General features: G+C 68.0%; 20 protein-coding genes, 1 tRNA gene and 1 pseudogene. 10 read left to right on the top strand and 12 right to left on the bottom strand.

From position 1 onward, the window contains the following. Positions 1-27: 27 nt before the first annotated feature. The 6 genes from QFZ61_RS07170 to QFZ61_RS07195 all read right to left on the bottom strand — a co-directional run bounded on the left by QFZ61_RS07170 (position 28) and on the right by QFZ61_RS07195 (position 7,558). Complete coding sequence (locus QFZ61_RS07170) at positions 28-462, bottom strand: GntR family transcriptional regulator (RefSeq protein WP_307034655.1); 435 nt, start codon at positions 460-462, stop codon at positions 28-30. Then, positions 459-2,117, bottom strand: coding sequence for a hypothetical protein (locus QFZ61_RS07175; protein WP_307034657.1), 1,659 nt, complete (start codon positions 2,115-2,117; stop codon positions 459-461). Before QFZ61_RS07175 ends, QFZ61_RS07170 begins: the two co-directional genes overlap by 4 nt. A 78-nt stretch (positions 2,118-2,195) precedes the next feature. Further along, complete coding sequence (locus QFZ61_RS07180; RefSeq protein WP_307034659.1) at positions 2,196-3,161, bottom strand: NUDIX domain-containing protein; 966 nt, start codon at positions 3,159-3,161, stop codon at positions 2,196-2,198. Positions 3,162-3,172: 11 nt separating this feature from the next. Further along, positions 3,173-5,437 (bottom strand): RNA degradosome polyphosphate kinase, encoded by a 2,265-nt coding sequence (locus tag QFZ61_RS07185; protein ID WP_307034661.1) that lies wholly within the window; start codon positions 5,435-5,437, stop codon positions 3,173-3,175. Between the two features lie 100 nt (positions 5,438-5,537). Next, entirely contained in the window at positions 5,538-6,575 is a 1,038-nt protein-coding gene (mshD, locus tag QFZ61_RS07190) for a mycothiol synthase (RefSeq protein ID WP_307034663.1), read from the bottom strand. Between the two features lie 284 nt (positions 6,576-6,859). Continuing rightward, on the bottom strand, positions 6,860-7,558 hold the full coding sequence (locus tag QFZ61_RS07195; protein ID WP_307034665.1) for a response regulator transcription factor: 699 nt from the start codon (positions 7,556-7,558) through the stop codon (positions 6,860-6,862). Between the two features lie 276 nt (positions 7,559-7,834). Between QFZ61_RS07195 and QFZ61_RS07200 the strand changes: the two genes are divergently transcribed. The 6 genes and pseudogenes from QFZ61_RS07200 to QFZ61_RS07225 all read left to right on the top strand — a co-directional run bounded on the left by QFZ61_RS07200 (position 7,835) and on the right by QFZ61_RS07225 (position 13,399). After that, positions 7,835-8,569 (top strand): permease, encoded by a 735-nt coding sequence (locus QFZ61_RS07200; RefSeq protein WP_307034667.1) that lies wholly within the window; start codon positions 7,835-7,837, stop codon positions 8,567-8,569. Between the two features lie 182 nt (positions 8,570-8,751). Next, the gene (locus QFZ61_RS07205) at positions 8,752-9,366 is read left to right on the top strand and encodes an FABP family protein (RefSeq protein WP_307034669.1); all 615 of its coding nucleotides are present in this window, start codon (positions 8,752-8,754) and stop codon (positions 9,364-9,366) included. 61 nt (positions 9,367-9,427) lie between these two features. Further along, positions 9,428-10,162 carry a flavodoxin family protein gene (locus tag QFZ61_RS07210; protein WP_307034671.1) on the top strand — a complete coding sequence of 245 codons (735 nt, stop codon included), beginning with the start codon at positions 9,428-9,430 and terminating at the stop codon, positions 10,160-10,162. Between the two features lie 22 nt (positions 10,163-10,184). Beyond that, positions 10,185-11,268 (top strand): annotated as a pseudogene (locus tag QFZ61_RS07215) (folate-binding protein YgfZ). Next, positions 11,265-11,654: an ankyrin repeat domain-containing protein gene (locus tag QFZ61_RS07220; RefSeq protein ID WP_307034673.1), complete on the top strand. Its 390-nt coding sequence runs from the start codon at positions 11,265-11,267 to the stop codon at positions 11,652-11,654. Before QFZ61_RS07215 ends, QFZ61_RS07220 begins: the two are co-directional and overlap by 4 nt. A gap of 182 nt (positions 11,655-11,836) precedes the next feature. Then, a complete protein-coding gene (locus tag QFZ61_RS07225) occupies positions 11,837-13,399 on the top strand; it encodes a DHA2 family efflux MFS transporter permease subunit (protein ID WP_307034675.1) in 1,563 nt (520 codons plus the stop codon). 110 nt (positions 13,400-13,509) lie between these two features. Here QFZ61_RS07225 and QFZ61_RS07230 read toward each other — a convergent pair whose 3' ends face one another. The 5 genes from QFZ61_RS07230 to QFZ61_RS07250 all read right to left on the bottom strand — a co-directional run bounded on the left by QFZ61_RS07230 (position 13,510) and on the right by QFZ61_RS07250 (position 17,681). After that, positions 13,510-14,220, bottom strand: coding sequence for a GNAT family N-acetyltransferase (locus QFZ61_RS07230; protein ID WP_307034677.1), 711 nt, complete (start codon positions 14,218-14,220; stop codon positions 13,510-13,512). A gap of 80 nt (positions 14,221-14,300) precedes the next feature. Further along, positions 14,301-15,326: a 6-phosphofructokinase gene (locus tag QFZ61_RS07235; protein WP_307034679.1), complete on the bottom strand. Its 1,026-nt coding sequence runs from the start codon at positions 15,324-15,326 to the stop codon at positions 14,301-14,303. Positions 15,327-15,517: 191 nt separating this feature from the next. Next, positions 15,518-15,772, bottom strand: coding sequence for a PspC domain-containing protein (locus QFZ61_RS07240; RefSeq protein WP_307034681.1), 255 nt, complete (start codon positions 15,770-15,772; stop codon positions 15,518-15,520). Positions 15,773-15,775: 3 nt separating this feature from the next. After that, on the bottom strand, positions 15,776-16,048 hold the full coding sequence (locus tag QFZ61_RS07245) for a hypothetical protein (protein WP_307034682.1): 273 nt from the start codon (positions 16,046-16,048) through the stop codon (positions 15,776-15,778). Position 16,049: 1 nt separating this feature from the next. Next, a complete protein-coding gene (locus QFZ61_RS07250; RefSeq protein WP_307034684.1) occupies positions 16,050-17,681 on the bottom strand; it encodes a PspC domain-containing protein in 1,632 nt (543 codons plus the stop codon). A gap of 124 nt (positions 17,682-17,805) precedes the next feature. Here QFZ61_RS07250 and QFZ61_RS07255 point away from each other — a divergent pair, with 124 nt between their 5' ends. Next, positions 17,806-19,179 (top strand): ATP-binding protein, encoded by a 1,374-nt coding sequence (locus tag QFZ61_RS07255; protein WP_307034686.1) that lies wholly within the window; start codon positions 17,806-17,808, stop codon positions 19,177-19,179. Beyond that, complete coding sequence (locus QFZ61_RS07260; protein ID WP_307034688.1) at positions 19,176-19,865, top strand: response regulator transcription factor; 690 nt, start codon at positions 19,176-19,178, stop codon at positions 19,863-19,865. The genes QFZ61_RS07255 and QFZ61_RS07260 overlap by 4 nt, the downstream gene beginning before the upstream one ends. Before the next feature lie 74 nt (positions 19,866-19,939). Here QFZ61_RS07260 and QFZ61_RS07265 read toward each other — a convergent pair whose 3' ends face one another. Then, on the bottom strand, positions 19,940-21,157 hold the full coding sequence (locus tag QFZ61_RS07265) for a pyridoxal phosphate-dependent aminotransferase (RefSeq protein WP_307034691.1): 1,218 nt from the start codon (positions 21,155-21,157) through the stop codon (positions 19,940-19,942). A gap of 287 nt (positions 21,158-21,444) precedes the next feature. Here QFZ61_RS07265 and QFZ61_RS07270 point away from each other — a divergent pair. Both QFZ61_RS07270 and secE read left to right on the top strand, forming a co-directional pair. Then, positions 21,445-21,517: transfer RNA gene (locus tag QFZ61_RS07270), tRNA-Trp, on the top strand. A 79-nt stretch (positions 21,518-21,596) separates the two neighbouring features. Then, the gene (gene secE, locus QFZ61_RS07275; protein ID WP_056738571.1) at positions 21,597-21,881 is read left to right on the top strand and encodes a preprotein translocase subunit SecE; all 285 of its coding nucleotides are present in this window, start codon (positions 21,597-21,599) and stop codon (positions 21,879-21,881) included. Positions 21,882-21,889: the final 8 nt, after the last annotated feature.

The following is a 21,889-nucleotide window of genomic DNA, read 5'->3' on the forward strand; positions in this document are numbered from 1 at the left end:
TCTACTGAGAGAACGGGCTTGCCGGCCCTACCTTGGGTGCCGGCCGAGCCTGGTGCGCACCAGCGCTACGAGCGCTTCGTCGTCGAGTCCTGCGGCGCGGGCAGCCGCGATGCAGCCGTCGGCGGCGGCTATCAGCGCCGCATCGTGCGCCGGGGGCGGCTGCTTCGGTGCGGTGCGGCCTGGTGCTTTGGCGGAGGGTCCGGCGGATGCAGCGGCGGCGGGGACAGCGACCGAGGTTCCATTGCGGCGTCCGGTGGTGATCACGCCGGCCTGTTCGAGTTCCCGGTAGGCCCGGCCCACCGTTCCGGCCGCGATCCCCAGGTCTGCCGCCAGGCTGCGGATCGTGGGCAGCCGCGTTCCCGGCGGCAGCGCCCCGACCGCCACCAGCGAAGTGATCTGCGTGCGGATCTGCTCATAGGGCGGCGTGGCCGAGCGCAGGTCGACGGAGATGCCCGCGGTCATGCCACGGTCTCGCGGTCCCGTCGCGGGGCGGGGCCGGCGGAGGAACGCACCGGCCCGGTGAGGGGAACGACGGCGATCACGGTGGCCGCGCTCCCAAGGATGGCACCGGCGAGGGTTGCCGGCCACCAGGTGCCGGAAGAGGGATTGATCGGCTCGCCGAAGGAGCCGGCCACGAAGACAGCAGCCCAGGCCGGGCTTTGCGTGAGCAGCAGGACGGCGGCCTGGGCTACAAAGAGGGCCGCGAGGGTCCGCACAGCGCGGTGGACGGTGATCGCCCGCAGCGCAGCATCCATGCCGTCGGCCAGGGCGGGCACCCCCTGGCGGAGTCTGGCTGCGGCGAAGGCCGGCACCGCGGCGGCCGCTCCGGCGGCCGTAAGGAGCGCGACGGGAAGCACCTCCGGTTCCTGCTGCAGCTGGCTGCGGCCCGTTGCTGTGACAGCCAGGGCCAGCAGAAAGGTCAGCAGGGCCAGAATGGCGGTAGTCAACCAGGCCCGGCTCACCGGCTGCCGGGGCCAGCCGCGAGGCGCGTCCGCGGCGCCGTAGTTGCGCTGCAGGAGCAGCTCCCCGCCGGCCAGCACCAGCAGCACCATGGCCGCCATCAAGGTGACAAAACCGGCCATTCCAAGGCCGGCCGCGGCGGCCATCAGCCCCGGCACGACAAGGACGCCGGCCAGTAGCGGCACCGCCGCTGCAAGGCCGAGCAGGGGCCCGAGGGAGGACACCAGCCGGGCTGCCGGGTGCTGTCCGCCGGTGTGAGGACCGGCAACCGGCCGTCCGGGCGCCGCCGGCCCGGCCGCGGCTATCCGCGGAGGCTTCCAGATCCACATGGCGAGGAGCACGGCCATTCCGGCGAAGCTGGCCGGGTTCGTCCAGGACACGCCGCCGGAAGAAGGGTCCGGCCGGGCGGCAAAGTTGCCCGCGACGCTGCCCAGTCCCGCCGCGACCGTGGCCACGGTCCGGAGCAGACGGTTCATGGCGATGGTGCGGAGGACAGCGTTGTCGGCAGCGTCAAGGGCTTCGAGTTGGCGGCGGCTGGCGATTAGCCAAAGCACCAGCCAGGTCCCGCCGGCCAGGACCGCCAGCGCCCCGCTAAGCCATAGGGCAACCTCCGGCCCGGGAATGCGGCCGTCAGCGCCGGGGCTCTGGCGGGTGTACGGCCCATCCATCGTTGTCGTGGACAGGACCGGCGGAAAGCCCGGGAGAGTGGCGGTGGTGGCGATGAACGCCCCCGCGGCTGCGAAGATCGCCGCCGTGACGGCGGCCAGCCGGCGCGGCAGGAAGTCGCGGATCCGCCGGACGGACAGTACCGCCTCCCGCCGCAGCCGCCGGGGCCCCGGATAGCTGACCTGGCCAAGGGCGTGCACGCCCAGACAGCCGAGGATAGGCCAGCCCAGGGCCGGCAGGATTGTCCAGCTACTGGTCAGGGCGCCGCCGGGGTAGGGGTTGCCCGGAATAATGCCCACGTTCGCCGCGCCCTGGAGCGAACTGGCCAGCCAGCCGATGACGCCGACCCAGAGGGCGTGGGTAGACACCGACGCCGGCGATGTGCCGGTGTTGGGCGCCCAGACTACCCAGCGGAGCACGGCATACACGATCATGGCAGCAAGGAGCGGCCCGACCAGCAGCATCGACGATAAGTAAAACTGGCCCGGCACGAAATCCCCCAAGATTCAGCAGTTATGTATCAAGCGCTTGATACAAAGTAGGCTGGCTCGCCGCCGTGGTCAAGGGCCTCAGTCGTCGAAGGGCCGGAACTGCTCGACCGAAACGACCTTGCCTTTGGCGTGTGCGACGTGGCAGACCACGATTTCCCCGGGCGAGAGGTAGGGGTCCGAGGACGGCAGCAGGGCCCGCAGGCGCGAGTTCATGTGCTTGCCCAGCTGCGCGAAGACCGTGGGCAGAGCGGGGCGGTGGGTACACAGGGCCACCGCACGCTCCTTGTCGAAGAGTGACTCGACGACGTTTGCGGTCTTGTGCGGGCTGCGGCCGTGCAGGTGCTCGGTAAGCGACTCGTGCAGCTTCACCTTGGCGTCGACGGCCTTGGCGTAGGGGGCGACGGTGGCCACGCAGCGCAGCCACGGGCTGGTCACGACCCGGGAGGGGCTCCAGGCCTGCAGCAGACGTCCCACCGCCTGGGCTTGGCGCGTCCCGGTGGCGGCCAGCGGGCGGTCGCCCTCCGCCTTGGACCAGGACGACCGCGGTTTTGCCTTCGCGTGGCGGATTACGACCAGCGGCCAGGTGTCCAGCTCGTTGCGGGAGTGGGCGGTTACAAGATGGTCCAGCGGGGCGCGGTCGCTGGGGTTGCTCAGCAGGCGGGCAGCCTTCTCCGGGGAGCACCACATCACGCTGTCCACCTCCTTCCCGTCGGGGCGGAGCGGGGCGCCGTCGACGTCGACTGCCCAGTAGTGCACCACCTTCAGGCCGGCCGGGACGTGGTAGTGAATGGGCGGCAGCGGAATGCCAAGCGGCGCCTTCAGGCCGATCTCCTCTTCCACCTCACGTGCGGCGCACTCCGGAACCGTCTCGCCGGCGTCCAGCTTGCCCTTGGGCCAGGACCAGTCGTCGTACCGGGGACGGTGGATGAGCAGGACTTCGAGCTTGTCTTTCTTGACCCGCCAGGGCAGGGCGCCGGCGGCGACGACGGCGATCGCTTCGCCGAGGTGGTCGGTCTGGTCCGCGACCAGGGAATCGCTGCTCACAACCGGCAGCCCTAGCGCAGGCTCGTCGAGCGCTGCCGCGAACGGGAGGCAAGCAGCCAGGACTGGACGTCCTGCAACGCCGTGCCGTCCTCCGCGAGGTGGTGGCGGACCCATTCGCCGCTGGTGTCAAGGTGCCAGCTGGCGGTGTCCGGGTCCATGTACCGGCGCAGCATGTCCAGAACGTAATTGGTGTCATCCCCGCTGCTGAGCTGTACGAGGGCCTCCACCCGCCGGTCCAGGTTGCGGTGCATCATGTCGGCCGAACCGATGTAGACCACAGGATTGCCGGCGTTGGCGAAGGCGAAGACGCGGGAGTGTTCCAGGAAGCGGCCGAGGACCGAACGCACGGTGATGTTGTCGCTCAGGCCCGGGACGCCGGGACGCAGGGAGCAGATGCCGCGGACTACGACGTCCACCTGCACGCCCGCCTGGGAAGCCCGGTAGAGGGAATCGATGATGGCCTCGTCCACCATGGAGTTCACCTTGATCTGCACGCGGGCGGTGACCCCGGCGCGGGCGTTGCGGATCTCCGTCTCAATCCGGTCGATCAGCCCGGAACGGACCGACCGCGGGGCAACGAGGAGCCGTTTGAAAGTCGATTTCGGCGCGTAGCCGGAGAGCTGGTTGAAGAGTTTCGACAGGTCCTCGCCAACCTGCTCGTTGGCTGTCAGCAGGCCGAGGTCTTCGTAGTAGCGGGCCGTGCGGGGGTGATAGTTGCCGGTGCCGATGTGGCAGTAGCGGCGCAGTCCGTCGACTTCCTGGCGGACCACCAGAGAGAGTTTGCAGTGGGTCTTGAGGCCCACAATGCCGTACACCACGTGCACGCCTGCTTGTTCCAGTTTCCGGGCCCAGGAAATGTTGGCCTGCTCGTCGAAGCGGGCCTTGATTTCGACCAGGGCGAGGACCTGCTTGCCGGCCTCGGCGGCGTCGATCAGGGCATCGACGATGGGCGAGTCGCCGGAGGTCCGGTACAGGGTCTGCTTGATCGCCTGCACCTTGGGGTCGGCCGCGGCCTGCTCGAGGAAGGCCTGCACGGAGGTGGAGAAGGAATCGTAGGGGTGGTGCAGCAGGATGTCCCGCCGCCGCATCGCCGCGAAGACGTTGGCTGCCTTCGAGGTTTCCGATTCGTTGAGGTAGCGGGAGGTGTGCGGCACGTGCTTGGGGTAGTGCAGGTCCGCGCGGTCGATTCCGGCGATGACGGACAGTCCGCGCAGGTCCAGCGGGGCCGGGACGGAGTAGACCTCGGATTCCTCGACGCCGAGCTCGCGGATCAGCAGTGCCCGGATGTTGGGGTTGATGTCCGTGGTGACCTCAAGCCGGACCGGCGGGCCGAACCGGCGGCGCAGCAGTTCCTTTTCCAGCGCCTGGAGCAGGTTCTCGGCGTCGTCCTCTTCAACTTCGACGTCCTCATTTCGGGTGACGCGGAAGGTGTGGTGTTCGAGCACCTCCATGCCGGCGAACAACTGGTCCAGGTGGACAGCGATGACTTCCTCAAGGGCGATGAAGCGCGCGACCCGGCCGGGCACGGAGCCGGCCCGCGGACCGTCGATGGAGATCAGCCGCGGCAACTGGTCCGGCACCTTGACGCGGGCGAACAGTTCCTTGTCGCTGACGGGGTTGCGGACCACCACGGCGAGGTTCAGTGAGAGCCCGGAAATGTACGGGAACGGGTGCGCGGGATCCACGGCCAGCGGCGTCAGGATCGGGAAAACCTTTTCGGCGAACATGGCACTGAGCTGGTCCTTGGCCTGCTGGTCCAGCTCTTCCCAGTGCATCAGGTGGATGTGCTCGTAGGCCAGGGCCGGCCGGATCTGCTCCGCGTAGACCCGGGCGTGGCGCTGCTGGAGCCGGTGGGCTTCCTCGCCGATCTGTTCCAGGACCTGCATGGGGCTCAAACCAGCGGGGGAGGGCACCGCGAGGCCGGTGGCGATGCGGCGCTTGAGCCCGGCGACGCGGACCATGAAGAACTCGTCCAGGTTGGAGGCGAAGATGGAGAGGAAACCGACGCGTTCGAGCAGATACAGGTTGGGGTCTTCGGCAAGTTCCAGGACCCGGGCGTTGAACGCGAGCCAACTCAGCTCCCGGTCCAGGAACCGGTCGGGGCTGATGTCGCCCTCGGGCTCCAGGTTAGGAGCGAACTCGGGGATGTCAATCCGGTCCTGGGTGGCGCGCGAGGCCGGCACTTCGGAGGAGCCGAACCGGGCACGCTCGGGGCGCACAGCCTTGCCCGGCGAGGCGGTTTCAGACGTGGCTGTCCGGGCAGATTCCCGTTGCATGGTCTCTCCTAATGCTGGCGCGATTTAGCTTCAACCTTACAAGGAATCGCATCCCGGTGAGCCCAGATTCCACCCGGCCGGGTGCCCGCGTCCGGCCGGCCTACCCGGCGGTCCCCGGGGCGTACATCACGTCCATGTCCCAGCGGGAAAAGCCCAGCCGGCGGTACAGCGCGACGGCGGGAATATTGTCGCCGTCGACGTACAGCATTACGGCGTGCAGCCCCTGCTGCTGGAGATGCCTGATGCCGGCCACCGTCAGGGCCTTGCCCAGGCCGGTGCCCTGCGCCTCTGGGGCAACGCCGACGACGTAGACCTCGCCGATAGCGGGGTGCTCACCGTGCCGGGGGTGCACCTTCGTCCAGTGGAAGCCGAGGATCCGCCCGGACGGCTCGACGGCGAGCAGGAAGCCGGCCGGGTCGAACCACGGCTCGGCCATCCGGGCGTCCAGATCCGCGCGGCTCATGTTTCCTTGTTCCGGGTGATGGGCGAACGCGGCACGGTTGACCGCGAGCCAGGCGTCCTCGTCCTGGCCGGGGGCGAAGCTGCGCAGCGTTACACCGTCCGGCAGGCCCACGTCGGGCAGTTCCGAGGACGCCGTGGCGAGCCGCATCTTCCACAGCTCGCGGACCGGGACGTAGCCGTAACGCGCGGCCAGTTCCGCGGCCGCCTCATGGTTTCCGTGTGACCAGGCCTTGAGCCCGTCGAAGCCGCGCACCCGCTGCAGTTCACCAACCAGCCGGTCCGCGACGCCCTGGTTTCGGTAGCTCGGGTGGACGGCGACCTCCAGCACCCCGGTGCCATCCGTGTCCTCGACGACGACGGCGATCCCGGCCAGGTCGTTGCCGCGGGCCGGCCGGGAGGCGGCGCCCCGGTCGGCGGCAGCAGCGGCCGCCGGGCCTTCGGCGCCGGCTCCTGCCGGATCGCCGGAATAGTCGGGAGGGTACAGGGCCAGGGTCAGCACACTGTGCGGTCCCGCGTCCGCGACGCGAAGCGTCACGAGGGTCTGCTCGGACAGCGGCGGGTTGCCGTCGGAATCCTCGGCGGCGGCGGCGAGCGCTTTGACGTCCCGCATCAGCTGTTCATCGACAGTGCCCTTCAGGGTGAGTACGGGCCAGTTCTCCGGATGCGCAGGACTCATGGAGCAAGGCTATACGTCCGCAGCCGGCCCGCGGATGGATTCCGGCCGATTTGCTGCCACGGCGTGAGGGCACGTATAGTCGGTAACTCATTCGGCTGAACGGTTTGAAGATGTTTCTTCCGACGACCGGTCTGCGGATGTGAGGGGGATCCACCACTGGGGTGGCCTCGATACGTTCGACCCGTATGTCCTCCACAGCAGCGCCGTCAGGCGCAAAAGAGAGCCCCGCACTTGTCCAAGTGCGGGGCTCTCTTGTGTCTGCCGCAATTTAACCCGGTGCCGGGTCAGGCCTCGGTGAGTTCCCCGTCCGGCTGCCGGACCAGGGTCAGGCGGTATCCGACGTTGCGCACGGTGCTGATCAGGTTTTCGTGGTCCGCGCCGAGCTTGGCCCGCAGCCGCCGGACGTGGACGTCAACGGTGCGGGTGCCGCCGTAGTAGTCGTAGCCCCACACCTCCGTGAGCAACTGCTGGCGGGTGAAGACCCGGCCCGGGTGCTGGGCCAGGTACTTGAGCAGTTCAAATTCCTTGAAGGTCAGGTTCAGCGCTGCTCCGTTGACCCGTGCCGTATAGCTGGCTTCGTCGATGACGACGCCGGCCGCCCTGATCTCGGAGGGCGTATCGTCCTGGTCCGGAAGCGCGCGCGCAATGCCTAGCCGGATGCGGGCCTCGACTTCAGCGGGTCCGGCGGATTCCAGCAGGATGTCGTCGACCGCCCAGGCCGACGAGACGGCCGCCATGCCGCCTTCAGTCAGGATCAACATCAGCGGGGCGCTCAAACCGGTCGCCTTCAGCAACTGTGTCAGGGAGCGGGCACCCACTAGATCCTTGCGGGCGTCGAGCAGGACCATGTCGCAGGGGTCGGTCTCCAGCAACGCGGTGGGCTCGGCGGGAAGAATGTGGACGCGGTGATTGAGCAGTTCCAGCGCTGGCAGGACGTCCACCGATGACCCGGTGCTGTTCGTCAGGAGCAGGATGTGCGACATGGTTCCTCCAAGGGGTGTCCGCGCATCGTTGGGCGTCTGGGCCGGGCTTTCACCGTCCGGTATTGGGCCCCCGGAGGGGCCCGAACTGCGGCTAGCCGGGGAAGCGTAGCTGAGCTTCGAGTATACCTAAGCGCCCCCGCGCTGGCACTGTTTCGCTGCCCCGGAGTTGTTCTTTGGCGACACAAAACGTCCGCATAGGGCAGGATTGACCGGAGACCGCATCGACAGCCGCATCGGGAGAGCCGCAGTGAAAAGAGCCGCATTGAGAAGAGCCGAGTGAAGTCCTGGACCGTCGGCGTCGTCGGCGTTGCCGGACTCGTGGCCATCGTTGCCGGGGCTTACAGCAGCCGGGAGGTACTGCTGGCCGTCGCTGCGGTCACCGCTGCCTGCGTGGGCATCGGCTGGCCGCACTTCCTTGACATTCCCGCGAAGAAGACGCTGGCGGCCCTGATCGGCCTGCCCGGCGTCGGCTCGGCCGTCGCCGCCACGTACCTCCCGGCACCGGGTTTCCTGAACTGGACCCCGGCTTTCGTCGCCGGGGGCGTGATGGCCGTCTTTGTCATGCAGCTGATCCGCGGCACCGGCCAGGCCCAGCGGCTGGAATCCACGCTGGGCTCCTGCGCCGGAGTGCTGCTCTCTTGCCTGGGCGCCGGCTGGATCGCCTGCGCACGCTTTAACGGGATCAGGGAGATGCTGGTAGTTGCCGCCATCAGCGCCGCGATCGCCCTGACCGCGGGCCTGATCCGCTGGCCTGACCGGATTGTCGCGCCGCTGGGCATCATCGGGGCAGGGCTGGCAGGTCCGCTGGCCGGTCTGGTGATCTCCGATATCGCCGTTTTGCCCGCCGCCCTGGTCGGCGTCGTCGTCGGGGCCGTTCTGGTCAGCTTCCGGCGGCTGGTGATCATCCGCGGCGAAACCCTGAACCTGCCGGCGGCGCTGGGCATGGGCCTGGGGCCGGTCTCCGCGGTCGGTTCGCTGGCTTACTTCATAGACAAACTACTCCTTCACTAAGCGTTAGGATGGCATCATGTCCGTACTTGCATTTGAGATTTTCTTCCTTGTCCTGCTCGCCGTCGCCGGCCTTTCGATGGCCTGGTTCGCCGGTTTTGTGGTGTACCGGCTGTTCAAGGGCCAGAAGTAACCAACCCCGGCTGACACCCGTCCAGACCCCGTAGTTTCCAGAGGTAGCTGCTGTGCCGATTGAAATACCTACAGATCTGACACCCGAAATTGTTCCGCTGTCCTGGCTCATTGGTGAGTGGGAGGGCCGTGGCCGGCTGGGCGCCGGGGACGAGGATTCGGAGCACTTCCTGCAGCACGTTTCCTTTACCCACAACGGCCTGCCGTACCTGCAGTACCGGGCCGAGTCCTGGCTGACGGACGACGAGGGAACCAAGCTTCGCCCGCTGACCGTGGAGACCGGCTTCTGGGCCCTCGAGCGCAAACAGCGCGAGGAGGACGGCGGCCCCGGGCTTATTCCGGCGGACATCGTCCCGGTCCTCAAGAGCGCCGACGAAGTCGAGGAACTGCGCAACAGCGACGGCGGCTTCGACATCTCCGTCTCCATCGCGCACCCCGGCGGCATCTCCGAGCTCTACTATGGCCAGATCAAGGGTCCGCAGATCCAGCTCAGCACCGACATGGTCATGCGCGGCAGCCACTCCAAGGAGTACACCGCGGCCACGCGCATCTTCGGCCTCGTGGACGGGAACCTGCTCTGGCGCTGGGACGTCGCCAGCGGCAAGAACACGACGCCGGCCGGCGGCCTGGAAGCGCACGCCTCGGCCATCCTCAGCAAGGTCGACTGAACAGCCCTTCGTCGGGTCTCACTAGATTCCGCTGTCCGCAACAAACGCAGGGAGTAAAACAGTGAGCGACCCAGAAAACAGCGCCGTACCGCCCGGCCGGTACAGCGACCTCAAGGCACTCTTCTTCAACGGCACCCTCAAGAGGTCGCCGCAGACCTCCAACACCCAGGGGCTGATCGACATCAGCCGCCGGATCATGGAGAAGCAGGGCGTTTCAACCCGGGTTATCCGCACGGTGGACCACGACATCGCCAGCGGTGTCTACCCGGACATGCGCGAATACGGCTGGACCCGTGACGAATGGCCCGAACTGTACCCGGCCGTGCAGGAAGCGGACATCATCGTGGTTGCCGGGCCCATCTGGCTGGGCGACAACTCGTCGCAGACCAGGAAGCTGATCGAACGGCTGTACGCCCATTCCGGCGAACTGAATTCCAAGGGCCAGTGGGCGTTCTACCCGAAGGTGGGCGGCTGCCTCATCTCAGGCAACGAAGACGGCATTAAGCACTGCGCCATGAATGTGCTTTACAGCCTCCAGCACATTGGGCTCACCATCCCGCCGCAGGCCGACGCCGGCTGGATCGGCGCGGTCGGCCCCGGTCCCAGCTACCTGGATGAAGGTTCCGGCGGCCCGGAAAGCGACTTCACCAACCGCAACACCACCTTTATGACGTGGAACCTGCTGCACCTGGCCCGGATGCTCAAGGACGCCGGCGGCATCCCCGCCTATGGCAACCTTCCCCAGGAATGGAACGCCGGCACCCGATTCGACTTCGAAAATCCGGAATACCGCTAAGCGCTGCGGACTTCTACTTCATATGACTACCAAGAGCCCCCTGCTGTCGCGTCCGGGCGCCGTCGAAGCCGCCGGTGCGGATGCCGGCGTCGCCGCCCACTACGGCGAGCCGCTGCGCGAACAGCGCGCCCCTAGCTGCCGGCACCGCCGTCGTCGACCTGTCCCAGCGCGGCGTCGTCACGGTCAGCGGGCCGGACCGGTTGAGCTGGCTGAACACCCTCTCCTCCCAGCAGCTGACATCCCTGCCGCCGGGCCGGTCCACGGAACTGCTGCTGCTCAGCGTGCAGGGCCGGATCGAGTTCGACGCGCGGGTCGTGGACGACGGCGCGACCACCTGGCTGATCGTGGAAGCGGCGGAAGCTGCACCGCTGGCCGAATGGCTGAACAAAATGAAGTTCATGCTCCGGGTCGAGATTGCCGATGTGTCCGGGGACTGGGCCGTGCTCGGCACCACCCGGCGCGTCGCTGAGTGGACGGACCTGCTGGTCTGGGAAGACCCGTGGCCGCACGTCGGCGCCGGGGGATACTCCTACGCCGTCGTCGGGGAGGACGCCCACCCCGGCCTTGAACGGCCGTGGTTTGAGTACCTCGTGCCCGCCGCCGCACTGGAAGCGACCGTCGCGGACCGGCCGCTGGCGGGCGTTCTGGCCGCAGAGGCGCTCCGGATCGCGGCGTGGCGGCCCCGCTGGGGGGCAGAAACCGACGACAAGACCATCCCGCACGAGTTGGACCTGCTGCGCACCGCGGTGCATCTGGCGAAGGGCTGCTACAAGGGACAGGAAACCGTCGCCCGGGTGCATAACCTTGGCCATCCGCCGCGGCGGCTGGTGTTCCTCCAGCTGGACGGGTCACAGCACACCATGCCCGCTGTCGGCAGCGAAGTGCGCGCCGGTGACCGCAAGGTCGGCACGGTAACGTCCGTGGCGCAGCACTACGAGATGGGCCCCGTTGCCCTTGCCGTCGTCAAGCGGTCCGTCGCCCCGGACGAAGTCCTGACAGTGATGGACGGCGACGAGCCTTATACCGCGGCGCAGGAGCTCATTGTTGCGCCCGACGCCGGGCAGGTTGTGGGCCGGCAGACCGGTTTCCTCCGGGGGACCCGATGAACGGCGCGGGACACGACGAGGAGACGCTGGCCCTGGCCCACCGGCTCCTCGATGCTGCCCGGCAAGGGGACTCTGCCTTGTTAGAAAGCTACCTCGCCGCAGGAGTTCCGGCTGCGCTGACCAGTGCGGCCGGGGATTCCTTGCTGATGCTCGCCGCCTACCACGGCCATGCCGATACTGTCCGGCTCATTCTCAAGCATGGCGGCGACGCCAACGCCGCCAATGACCGCGGCCAGACTCCTCTCGCCGGGGCGGTTTTCAAGGGCTATACGGACGTCGTCAAGGTACTAACCGGCGCCGGGGCGGATCCCGACGCCGGGAACCCCTCCGCGCGGGAAGCGGCACGAATGTTCGCCAGGGACGATATCCAGGCGCTTTTGGCCTGATACTCCTGACCGGGCCCTCGAAGGGACCAAGCACTATTGACTGCGGAGGTCAGCTGGATCCGAAGTCTGCAGGACCAACTCGAAAGCGGCCTGATCGCCTGGTCGCCCATCCAGAACCGGCCGCCGGCCGAACCCCATCTCAGAACACCGCCAGACCCCTTCAATCCGTAAGGACAACCCCGATGGAAACTGTAGCGAAGCCGTGGGCCGCCCTCTGGTCCTTGGTGATCGGCTTCTTCATGATCCTGATCGACACCACCATTGTCTCGGTCGCCAACCCCCGCATCATGGAGGGCCTCAACGCCGACATTAACTCCGTGATCTGGGTGACCAGCGCGTACCTCCTGGCATACGCCGTCCCGCTGCTCATCACCGGCCGGCTTGGGGACCGCTTCGGCCCGAAGAAGCTCTACCTGACCGGCCTGGTCGTGTTCACTCTGGCATCGCTGTGGTGCGGGCTCTCGGGGGACGTCCACACCCTCATCGGAGCCCGGGTGCTGCAGGGCCTCGGCGCCGCGCTCATGACGCCGCAGACGATGGCTGTCATCACCCGGATCTTCCCGCCGGACCGCCGCGGAGCGGCGATGGGCATTTGGGGCGCCACCGCTGGCGTCGCCACCCTCGTCGGACCGATCCTGGGCGGTGTTCTGGTGGACGGCCTGGGCTGGGAGTGGATCTTCTTCATTAACATTCCGGTGGGGATCGTCGGGTTCATCCTGGCCCTGCGCTTCGTTCCTGCCCTGAGCACCCACCCGCACAAGTTCGACATTCCCGGCGTGCTGCTCAGCGCCGTCGGACTGTTCCTGCTGGTGTTCGGAATCCAGGAAGGCGAGACCTACAACTGGGGCACCATCACCGGGCCCATCACAGTGTGGGGCTTGATCATCGGCGGCATCATCGTACTCGCTGCTTTCGTCGCCTGGCAGCGGTTCAATAAGGGTGAGCCGCTCCTGCCGCTAGGCCTGTTCAAGGACCGCAATTTCTCGCTTGCCAACGTTGGCATTACCACCGTGGGCTTCACCGTGACCGCGTTCAGCCTTCCGCTGATCTTCTACTACCAGGTGGTCCGCGGCCTCACCCCGACGCAGTCGGCGCTGATGATGGTCCCGATGGCCGTAATTTCCGGGGCGCTGGCGCCTGTGGTGGGCCGCATCATCGACCGGGTCAACCCCAAATTCATTACCGCCGCCGGTCTGGTGCTGATGTCGGTGGCACTGTTCTGGAACGCCTCCCTGATGCACCCGGATACGCCCATCTGGCTTTTCCTGCTGCCCAGCGCGGTCTTGGGCTTCGCGAACGCCGGCATCTGGGCTCCGCTGAGTTCCACTGCAACCCGGAACCTGCCTCCGCGGCAAGCCGGCGCCGGTTCCGGCGTCTACAACACGACCCGACAAATCGGCGCAGTCTTGGGCAGCGCCGCGATCGCGGTGCTGATTCAGTCCAGGCTCGCGGCGGAACTGCCGGCGGCCCCCGGCGCCTCGGGCGGATCAAACCCGATGGCGTTTGACGGACGGTTGCCTGAGGCGCTGCACGAAGGGTTCTCGACGGCGATGGGTCAGTCCATTCTGCTGCCCGCGGCGGTGATCCTGCTCGGCGCGGCCGTTGCGCTATTCTTCGCCAAGCCGCAGGCGCACCCGGACTGGGACGCGCCCCGCACCGCCCCGGCCGGGGCCGGACAGGCCACGGCAGGACAGACGGCGAGCGGACAGAGGGCGGCAGAAGGCGCCCAGGCCCGGCAAGGCTAGGCTTCCTGCGGGTGCCTCCGCCGCGTGGCGCGGCGGGGGCGGCTTCAGCCGGGTGGCCGCCCCGGCGGGGGCTGGCGGGGGCTTCCGCCGGGCGGCCCGGCGGCGGGGGCTCAGCCCAGCAGCACGCTGGTCTGGATGCCGCCCGCCGTGAAGCCAAGGCTCCGGGCCAGCGCCAGTGACCCCTTGTTACTGACGTCGGCGCGCCACTGCAGGGTCAGGCCGGAGGCTAGGGCTTCGTGTGCCGCTATTGACGCGGCGAGCGTGCCGACGCCGCTGCGCCGCCATTCCGGCGCCACCAGGACCCCGAGTTGGGCCAAGATGCCTTCCCATTCGGTGTAGGCGCCGCAGGCCACCGGTGTGCGGCGGCCCTCCTCCTCGTGCAGTATCGTAAAGCGGTGTTCAAGTCCCGCCAGGCCCACCTCGTTGACGTCATCCGGCGGGCACAGCGCTTCGAGTTCCATCGCTTCCGGGTTCCCCTGCGAGACTGTCAACTCGTCGGAAGGCTGCCGCAGCGGCAGGTCGTCGGCGAAAAATAGCGCGGCCGCTCCCAGCCCGTGGCCGCCGTGCGTGCGGGTGATGGTCAACAGTGTGACGTGCTGCGCGAGTTCCTCATCGGTGTATCCGGCGGCGGCGTCCAGCGCCCATTGCGGCCCGACCAGCGCCGAGCTGCCGAAGAGCCGGACAAACTGCAGGGAGCGGGCCGCTTCGTCGGCCCGGGTCAGCCGGGTGCCCGCGGCGCCGGCAAAAGCGCCGTCGTCGAATCCCAGTCTGCGGGCCCACGCGAGCTGGATAATGTCGGCGGAGCCGGGCTCTAAAGTCATGACCCAACCCTACCCAGCCGCCGCCCCCAGCCGCGAAGCCCAGCCCGGAATGGCAGCCGGGAGACCCAGCCGGGAATGGCTCAGCCGAAAAGCACCGCAGCTTCCTCGTAGCGGTGCTTGGGCACGCTTTTGAGATTGCCGAGGGCCGCGTCGAAACCTACATGGACAATGTCGGTGCCGTTCAGGGACACCATCGTGCCCCAGCGCTGCTCGACGACAGAGTCGATCGCTGCCATGCCCAGGCGGGTCGCGAGGACACGGTCGAAGGCTGTCGGCACGCCGCCGCGCTGGATGTGCCCCAGCACGGTCGCCCGGGTTTCGATGCCGGTCCGGGCCTCCAGCTCGGGCGCCAGCAGCTCGGCGATGCCGCCCAGGCGCGGCCGGCCGAATGTGTCCAGCCCGCGTTCGGAGTGCGGCGATTCCTGCCCCTCCGGTACGAAGCCCTCCGCGACGACGACCAGCGGGGCGCGGCCGCGGTCGCGGGCGGACAGAACCCAGCGGGTGATCTGCTCCATTGAGGCCTGCTGTTCCGGAATCAGGATGGCGTGGGCGCCGGAAGCCATGCCGGCATGCAGGGCGATCCAGCCCACGTGGCGGCCCATCACCTCGGCGATCATGGTCCGGTGGTGGGATTCCCCGGTGGTCCGGAGCCGGTCAATCGCCTCGGTGGCGATCTCCACTGCGGTATCGAAGCCGAAGGTGTAGTCGGTGGCGTCCAGGTCGTTGTCGACCGTCTTCGGGACACCGACGATTTTCAGGCCCGCGTCGGTGAGGCGCTTCGCGGCGGCCAGGGTGCCTTCGCCGCCGATGGCAATGATCGCGTCGATGCCGAGCCGCTGCATGTTGGCCTTGATGACGTCGGGGCCGCCGTTGTTCTCGAACGGGTTAGTCCGGGACGTCCCGAGGATGGTGCCGCCCTGCTTGGCGATGCCGCGGACCAGGGCGCGGGGAATGTCAATGACGTCGCCCTCGACGACGCCCCGCCAGCCGTCCAGGAATCCCACGAACTCGTGGCCGTGGACTGCGATGCCCTTGAGTACAGCGCCGCGGATGACGGCGTTCAGTCCGGGGCAGTCTCCGCCGCTGGTGAGGATGCCAATTTTCATGTCTGGGCTCAAATCCTGGTTCGAAGGTGTACAGGCAGAGCGCCACGCTGAGCTCACCTAGAAGTGTACTGGCGCATGTGGGGCAGGACACAACCGTGCCCGGCACGCGCCAGCTGCAGATAGCACGATGCCCCCGCCGCGGGGCAGGGGCATCATGTGCTGGCGAAGCCGGTTGGGATTTCCCAGGCGGTTCAGGATCTGCCCGAGCGCTGTTCCAGGAAGGACTCCAGGATGATCGCGTTCCGCTGGTCCGGCAGGATCAGCCAGGCCGCCAGATAGAGCAGGAAGGCGGGGCCGGGGATCAGCGCGAACAGCAGGTACGCGATCCGGACGTACGCGACGTCGACGTTCAGTTTGGCGGCGATCCCGCCGCAGACACCACCTGCCCAGCGCTGCGGTCCGCGTTTCAGGCCTAGGCCCCGGACGGTGCTAAAGAATTTTTCCATGGTTCAAGACTTCCTTGTTGTAGTTTCTTTGTCACGTCCCCGGGCGGAGAGCAGCCCCCCGATTACCAGGGCGGCACCCGCGCCAATCATCAGGCCGATCAGCACGTAGGTTCCGTTCAGGACGACCAGTCCGAGCCGGGAGATGATGATCAGTGCCGCGAGGACGAGCACGATCAGGCCCCACACGATAGTTCCCACACGTGCCCCCGGGGTTCCGGCCGTCGAGGGATCGTCGAACGTGTCCGGTGTCGCGCCCGGGTCATAGCTGCTGCTCATGTCAGTTGCCTTCCTTCACGGTGATGTTGCTCAGCGTCCCCGAGACCTTGACGATCAGGCGTCCACCGGGCTTGTCCGTGTTGTAGTCGGTCTGCTGGTTCGTCATGCCGCCATGATTGCCGCGCCCATCGTTGAGGTTGGCCATCGTCAGGTCTGCCTGGACCTGGACCGGGACTGTATCGGGGACGGCTATCGTGACGTTACTTGCGGTGGCGTCCAGCCGAACGACGACGTCGGCGCCCAGCGGCGGGTTCAGGCTCAGTTTGGTCAGGTCCACCGTGCCGGTTCCGGCCGTGATGTCGAAGCCTTCCCTTGCCTGCTCAATGCTGGCCGGGGTCCAGGTGACGTTCTGGAGGCGGGCCCGGTCGACGTTGGGTATTGCGTTGAAGATCCCGCCGGTGACCAGCGCGACGACGGCGAAGAAGCTCAGGATGCCAGCGGTCCGCCCGCGGAGTCCGGAGACCAGGATGCCCAACCCAAGGACGGCCGCACCGCTTGCCCACGCCACAGCGTTGCCGGCGGTGCCGAGGGTGAGCACGTGGGTGGCGTCAAGGGCCTTAATTCCGCCGCCCAGCAGGAGGGCAACGCCTGTTGTGACGGCTACCGCAGGGGTTCCGGGTCCCTGGTAGCGGGGCCTGGGGACGGGTACCGGCGGCGGAGGCACGGTCCCGTACCCGCCGCCGTGCGCGCCGCCGAGCGGCGGGGCGGGGGCCAAGGGGCCCGGCGCCGACCAGGCCGGGGCGCCGGTGGTGCCCTGCTGCCACTCCCGGCCGGTAGGCCCGTACGAGGTGCTACCGAATGTGGCAGCGCCCACTGGCCCGTTCCCGGCGTCGCCCGGCGTGCTGGTGGGGGCGGCAGTGTTCACTGGACCGTCGGCGGGCCTGCCCGGCGCTCCGTAGCCGGTTGCGGTTCCGCCGGTTCCCGCGGGCGCCCCGGTCCAGCCGTGGCCGGCCTTGTTCCGCTGGGTCAGGTAGTAAATCAGCCAGATAATGCCGCCCACCCAGAACACGGTCCAGACGAAGGCGCCAAAGCCGTAACGGTCCCAGCCCCAGGCGCCGCTGCCTAGGCTGGGAAAACCAATAATGGTGGTGATCAAAGCGCCGGTCATGCCGGAGCTCCAGCGTCCCGCCGCGGCCTCCTGCACATGGATGCGTCCGTCCGGTTCCGGCAGCAGCGCCCACGCCAGCCCATAGAACAGGACGCCGACCCCGGCGAAGACCGTCAGGACGATCAGGATGCCGCGGACGATCAGCGGGTCCACGCCGAGCCGCTGCGCGATGCCGCTGGCGACACCGCCGATCCAGCGTTCGCGGCCGCGGTAGATACCGTGGCTCCGGAGCCAGCCGAAGAAGTTCTGCGGCTGGCCCGGGGGCGGCGGCCCGCCGGTGTAAGACGGGGGCGTGTAGGGGGGAGTGCCGCCGTACGGGGGCGCGGTGTCCCCGCCGATCGGGGGAGTGCCACCGGCGGAGGGCCGGTCCTGGCCGGGCGCTGCATCGAGCGGCGGCGCCTCCGGGCCGGGCCCGCCGGCTTCCGGGAGTGTGTCTGCGGTCCCGCCCGAAGCGGGGTCCGTGGTGCTTTCCTCGCGGCCCGCAGGGTTCGGGTCGTCCTCAGGGTGCGGAGTGTGCGGATTCATACTTCGATCCTCCGCCGGGAACGGTAGCCGCTCTACTGGGGAAGACCCTGAGCAGCCCCTGAGCTGCCCCCGGTTCGGCGCGAAAACGGCTCCGGGAAAGCCCGGTCCGTGCTTGGATTGAGCCATGACGACAGCTGTTTCCCGCCCGCCGCTGGCCCGCAGCAGCGACCGTGTCATTGCCGGAGTCTGCTCGGGCCTCGCCCACCACCTGGGCTGGCCGGTGCGGATGGTCCGTATCGGCATGGTGGTGGCGGCACTCGCCGGCGGGGCCGGCGTCGCGTTCTACGCCTGGCTGTGGATCATGGTGCCCACCGCGGACGAGAGCGCCAAGCGCAACGCCCGTCGGCCCGCGTCGCCGATTGCCCCGGCGGTGAGCGACGTCGGCACGACCGGCGGTGCGGGCGGGACCAACGGTACCGGCGGTGTCACAGGCGGACCCGCGGCACCGCGGCGGACGGTGTTCCCCGGCATGCCGTACGGCAAGGAAATCCTGCTTGGTGCCGGGTTGCTGCTGGCGGCCGGAATCCTGGTCGCCCGGCTGTTCGGACTGGACATCCCGCTCGGCACCCTGATCCCGGTGGCCGCGATCCTGGGCGGCGCGGCGATCGCCTGGATGCAGCTGGACGAGGCCCGCCGGGCGGGCATCGTGGACAAGACCAAGGCCGATCAGGCAGGCGGATGGGCCAGGCTCGCGGCCGGGCTCGGCCTGGTGGTCGCAGGGGTGCTGCTGATGGTCTCCGGCTCCGGATCGTGGGAGCAGACCTGGCTCGCGCTGCTGGCCTCGGTCGCCGTCCTGGGCGGAGTGGTGCTGGTGCTGCTGCCTTGGGGAATGAAGTTCTGGCGCGATCTGGAGGCCGAGCGTGCCGGCCGGGTGCGGGCCACCGAACGGGCGGAGATCGCGGCCCATCTGCACGATTCCGTATTGCAGACTCTTGCGCTGATCCAGCGCCGGGCCGGCAACGAACACGACGTCGTCCGCCTCGCCCGCGCGCAGGAACGGGAGCTGCGCGGCTGGCTGTACCGGGACCCTGGCCGTGACGCGGGCCAGCTTTCCGACCGGATCCAGGCGGCGGCAGCCGACGTGGAAGACTCCCTAGGGCACGCCGTCGACGTCGTTGCCGTCGGTGACTGTGCCATGACGGATCCTCTCGAGGCGCTGGTCCAGGCGGCCCGGGAAGCGATGCTGAACGCGGCCCGGCACGGCGGCGGGGCAGTCTCGGTGTATCTGGAGGTCACGGGCGAGGCTGCCGAGGTTTTCGTCAAGGACCGTGGGCCGGGCTTCGACCCTGGCTCCGTTCCGCCCGACCGGCTCGGCGTCCGGGAGTCAATCATCGGACGGATGCAGCGGCACGGCGGTACGGCAGCCATTGCCAGCAGTCCGGACGGGACTGAGGTCCGGCTCCGGCTGCCGCTCAAGGCGACCGCCGGCACGAACGGCAGCAACGGCAACAACGGCAACACTGGAAACGCTGGAAACGCTGGAGAGGACAGGCCATGAGTAGTCAGCCAACGGAGGGGAGCGCGGCAGGAGGCCCTGCCGGCGCCACCCGTGTCGTGATTGTCGACGACCACGCTATTTTCCGGTCCGGGCTCAAAGCGGACCTGGACTCGGGCATTGTGGTCGTCGGCGAGGCAGCAACCGTGGAGGAAGCCGTCGTCGTGATTGCGCAGACCCGGCCCGACGTCGTGCTCCTGGATGTCCACCTCCCCGGCGGACTCGGCGGCGGCGGCCGGGAGGTCCTGGCCGGCTCGGTGCCGCTGCTGGCCGGCACCCGGTTCCTTGCGTTGAGTGTCTCGGATGCGGCCGAGGACGTCGTCTCGGTGATCCGGGCCGGCGCGCGGGGCTACGTCACCAAGACGATCTCCGGCGCTGAGATCAGTGATGCCGTGCGCCGGGTGGCCGGCGGGGACGCGGTCTTCTCGCCACGGCTGGCCGGGTTCGTCCTGGACGCCTTCGGCACCGCCCCGGCGGACATCGCCGACGACGAGCTGGACCGCCTCTCGGCCCGTGAACTCGAGGTGATGCGGCTGATCGCCCGCGGCTACAGCTACAAGGAGGTGGCCAAGGAACTGTTTATCTCGATCAAGACGGTCGAGACGCACGTCTCCGCGGTGCTGCGAAAACTGCAGCTCTCCAGCCGGCATGAGCTGACCCGTTGGGCCGCGGAACGCCGCCTCCTCTGACCCGAAGATGCGCTATCACTTGGAGTCCTTAAACCCTCCTGGTAAGGACTAAAAGCGATAGCGCATCGGGGGGGCTACTTGGCCTTACCGAGGAAGTCCTGGAGACGGCCGACGCCGGTCGCGAGGTCCTCGTCGCCGAGGGCGTAGGACAACCTTAGGTATCCGGACGGACCGAAGGCCTCACCCGGTACGACGGCGACCTCCACCTCGTCGAGGATCAAGGCGGCCAGTTCGGCCGACGTCGCGGGCCGGACCGGCCCGCCGGCCGTGGGGAACTCCTTGCCCAGCAGTGCCCGGACGTCGGGGTACACGTAGAAGGCACCCTTGGGCGTGGGGCAGTCGACGCCGTCGATCGCGTTCAGCCCGGCGACAATGGCCTTGCGGCGGCGGTCAAAGGCCACCTTCATCTCATCGACTGCGGTGAGCGGACCCGACACGGCTGCCAGCGCAGCCATCTGCGGGATGTTGGAAACATTGGAGGTGGCATGGGACTGCAGGTTCGTGGCTGCCTTAATGACGTCCGCCGGGCCGATCATCCAGCCCACCCGCCACCCGGTCATGGCGTAGGTCTTGGCAACACCATTAAGGATGACCACCTTGTCACCGAGTTCCGGAACGGCGGTGGCGATCGAGGTGAAGGGCATGCCGTCGTACGTCAGGTGCTCATAAATCTCGTCGGTGACCACCCACAGCCCCTTGGCGGCTGCCCACTGTCCGATCTCCTTCACCTGCTCAGGGGAGTACACCGCGCCGGTGGGGTTGGACGGGGAAACGAAGAGCAGGATCTTGGTACGGTCCGTGACCGCCGCTTCCAACTGATCCACCGTGACAAGGTATCCCTGCTCCGGCCCGGCGAAAACCTCCACAGGAACCCCGCCGGCCAGCCGGATCGCTTCCGGATAGGTGGTCCAGAACGGCGTCGGGACGATCACCTCGTCACCCGGGTCCAGCAGCGTCGCGAAGGTGTTGTAGACCGCCTGCTTGCCTCCGTTTGTCACCAGCACCTGGGATGCCTCGGCCCGGTAGCCCGAATCCCGGAACGTCTTGTCCGCGATCGCCTGCTTCAGCTCGGGCAGCCCGCCTGCGGGGGAATAGCGGTGGAACTTCGGCTGGCCTGCGGCTTCGATAGCGGCCTCGACAATGTACCCGGGAGTCGGAAAGTCAGGCTCGCCGGCGCCGAAGCCGATGACCGGCCGGCCGGCCGCCTTCAGCGCCTTCGCCTTGGCATCGACAGCCAGTGTGGCGGATTCGGCTATGGCGGAAATGCGCTGGGAAATGCGGGCGGCCGGCATTGTGGGTCCGTTCTTCGCGTCAGTTCGGGGGCTGGATGAGGGATTCTACGAGATCTACTCTATGCTGTTCAGCGGATCCTCCGGGATGCCGGTGAGCGAATGTGACTCGGCCCGGAAACGGGCTGCACCGCAGGCCAATTCTGCCGGGCGCCGGGGGTCCGGACCGAGCCGGTTCGACGTGGACGCAGATGTTGCGTAGACTGGTTCTCCGGTGTTGAAAACACGATGATGGCGTGCGCCTCAGGGAAGCCTGCGGAAAACCGCAGTCGGAACAGTTTTCGATCCATAGGGTAGTGGCGCAATTGGTAGCGCAGCGGTCTCCAAAACCGCAGGTTGCAGGTTCGAGTCCTGTCTGCCCTGCGCAAGCTGTTCCGGGCTTTACCGGAACAAGCGCAGCAACCATGGTTCATTCCAGAGCCGGGTATCCGACATTGCGAGGATGAGTGAGGATCAGGTGACCGAAACAGCTGCCAGCAGCTCCAAAGGCCGCCCCGCCAAGAATGCCCCCAAGGCAGGCTTCTTCGCTCGGATCGCACTCTTCGTCCGCCAGGTCATCGGCGAACTGAAGAAGGTCGTTGCACCGACCCGCAAGGAACTGATCAACTACACGCTCGTGGTTCTGGTGTTCGTGGTCATCATGATGGTGATCGTCACCCTGCTGGACCTGGCCTTCGGGACCGGAGTGAGCTGGGTCTTCGGCGGAACAGGCGCCACGGACCGCTGACACGACCG

The sequence above is a fragment of the Arthrobacter sp. B3I4 genome (assembly GCF_030816855.1).
GTDB lineage: Bacteria > Actinomycetota > Actinomycetes > Actinomycetales > Micrococcaceae > Arthrobacter.

What these genes read in the sequence shown, in the direction of transcription:
- QFZ61_RS07170 (WP_307034655.1), bottom strand. Translation starts at nt 462, where the DNA reads ATGACCGCGGGCATCTCCGTCGACCTGCGCTCGGCCACGCCGCCCTAT.
- QFZ61_RS07185 (WP_307034661.1), bottom strand. Translation starts at nt 5,437, where the DNA reads ATGCAACGGGAATCTGCCCGGACAGCCACGTCTGAAACCGCCTCGCCG.
- mshD (WP_307034663.1), bottom strand. Translation starts at nt 6,575, where the DNA reads ATGAGTCCTGCGCATCCGGAGAACTGGCCCGTACTCACCCTGAAGGGC.
- QFZ61_RS07195 (WP_307034665.1), bottom strand. Translation starts at nt 7,558, where the DNA reads ATGTCGCACATCCTGCTCCTGACGAACAGCACCGGGTCATCGGTGGAC.
- QFZ61_RS07220 (WP_307034673.1), top strand. Translation starts at nt 11,265, where the DNA reads ATGAACGGCGCGGGACACGACGAGGAGACGCTGGCCCTGGCCCACCGG.
- QFZ61_RS07225 (WP_307034675.1), top strand. Translation starts at nt 11,837, where the DNA reads ATGGAAACTGTAGCGAAGCCGTGGGCCGCCCTCTGGTCCTTGGTGATC.
- QFZ61_RS07230 (WP_307034677.1), bottom strand. Translation starts at nt 14,220, where the DNA reads ATGACTTTAGAGCCCGGCTCCGCCGACATTATCCAGCTCGCGTGGGCC.
- QFZ61_RS07235 (WP_307034679.1), bottom strand. Translation starts at nt 15,326, where the DNA reads ATGAAAATTGGCATCCTCACCAGCGGCGGAGACTGCCCCGGACTGAAC.
- QFZ61_RS07240 (WP_307034681.1), bottom strand. Translation starts at nt 15,772, where the DNA reads ATGGAAAAATTCTTTAGCACCGTCCGGGGCCTAGGCCTGAAACGCGGA.
- QFZ61_RS07245 (WP_307034682.1), bottom strand. Translation starts at nt 16,048, where the DNA reads ATGAGCAGCAGCTATGACCCGGGCGCGACACCGGACACGTTCGACGAT.
- QFZ61_RS07250 (WP_307034684.1), bottom strand. Translation starts at nt 17,681, where the DNA reads ATGAATCCGCACACTCCGCACCCTGAGGACGACCCGAACCCTGCGGGC.
- QFZ61_RS07255 (WP_307034686.1), top strand. Translation starts at nt 17,806, where the DNA reads ATGACGACAGCTGTTTCCCGCCCGCCGCTGGCCCGCAGCAGCGACCGT.
- QFZ61_RS07260 (WP_307034688.1), top strand. Translation starts at nt 19,176, where the DNA reads ATGAGTAGTCAGCCAACGGAGGGGAGCGCGGCAGGAGGCCCTGCCGGC.
- QFZ61_RS07265 (WP_307034691.1), bottom strand. Translation starts at nt 21,157, where the DNA reads ATGCCGGCCGCCCGCATTTCCCAGCGCATTTCCGCCATAGCCGAATCC.
- secE (WP_056738571.1), top strand. Translation starts at nt 21,597, where the DNA reads ATGAGTGAGGATCAGGTGACCGAAACAGCTGCCAGCAGCTCCAAAGGC.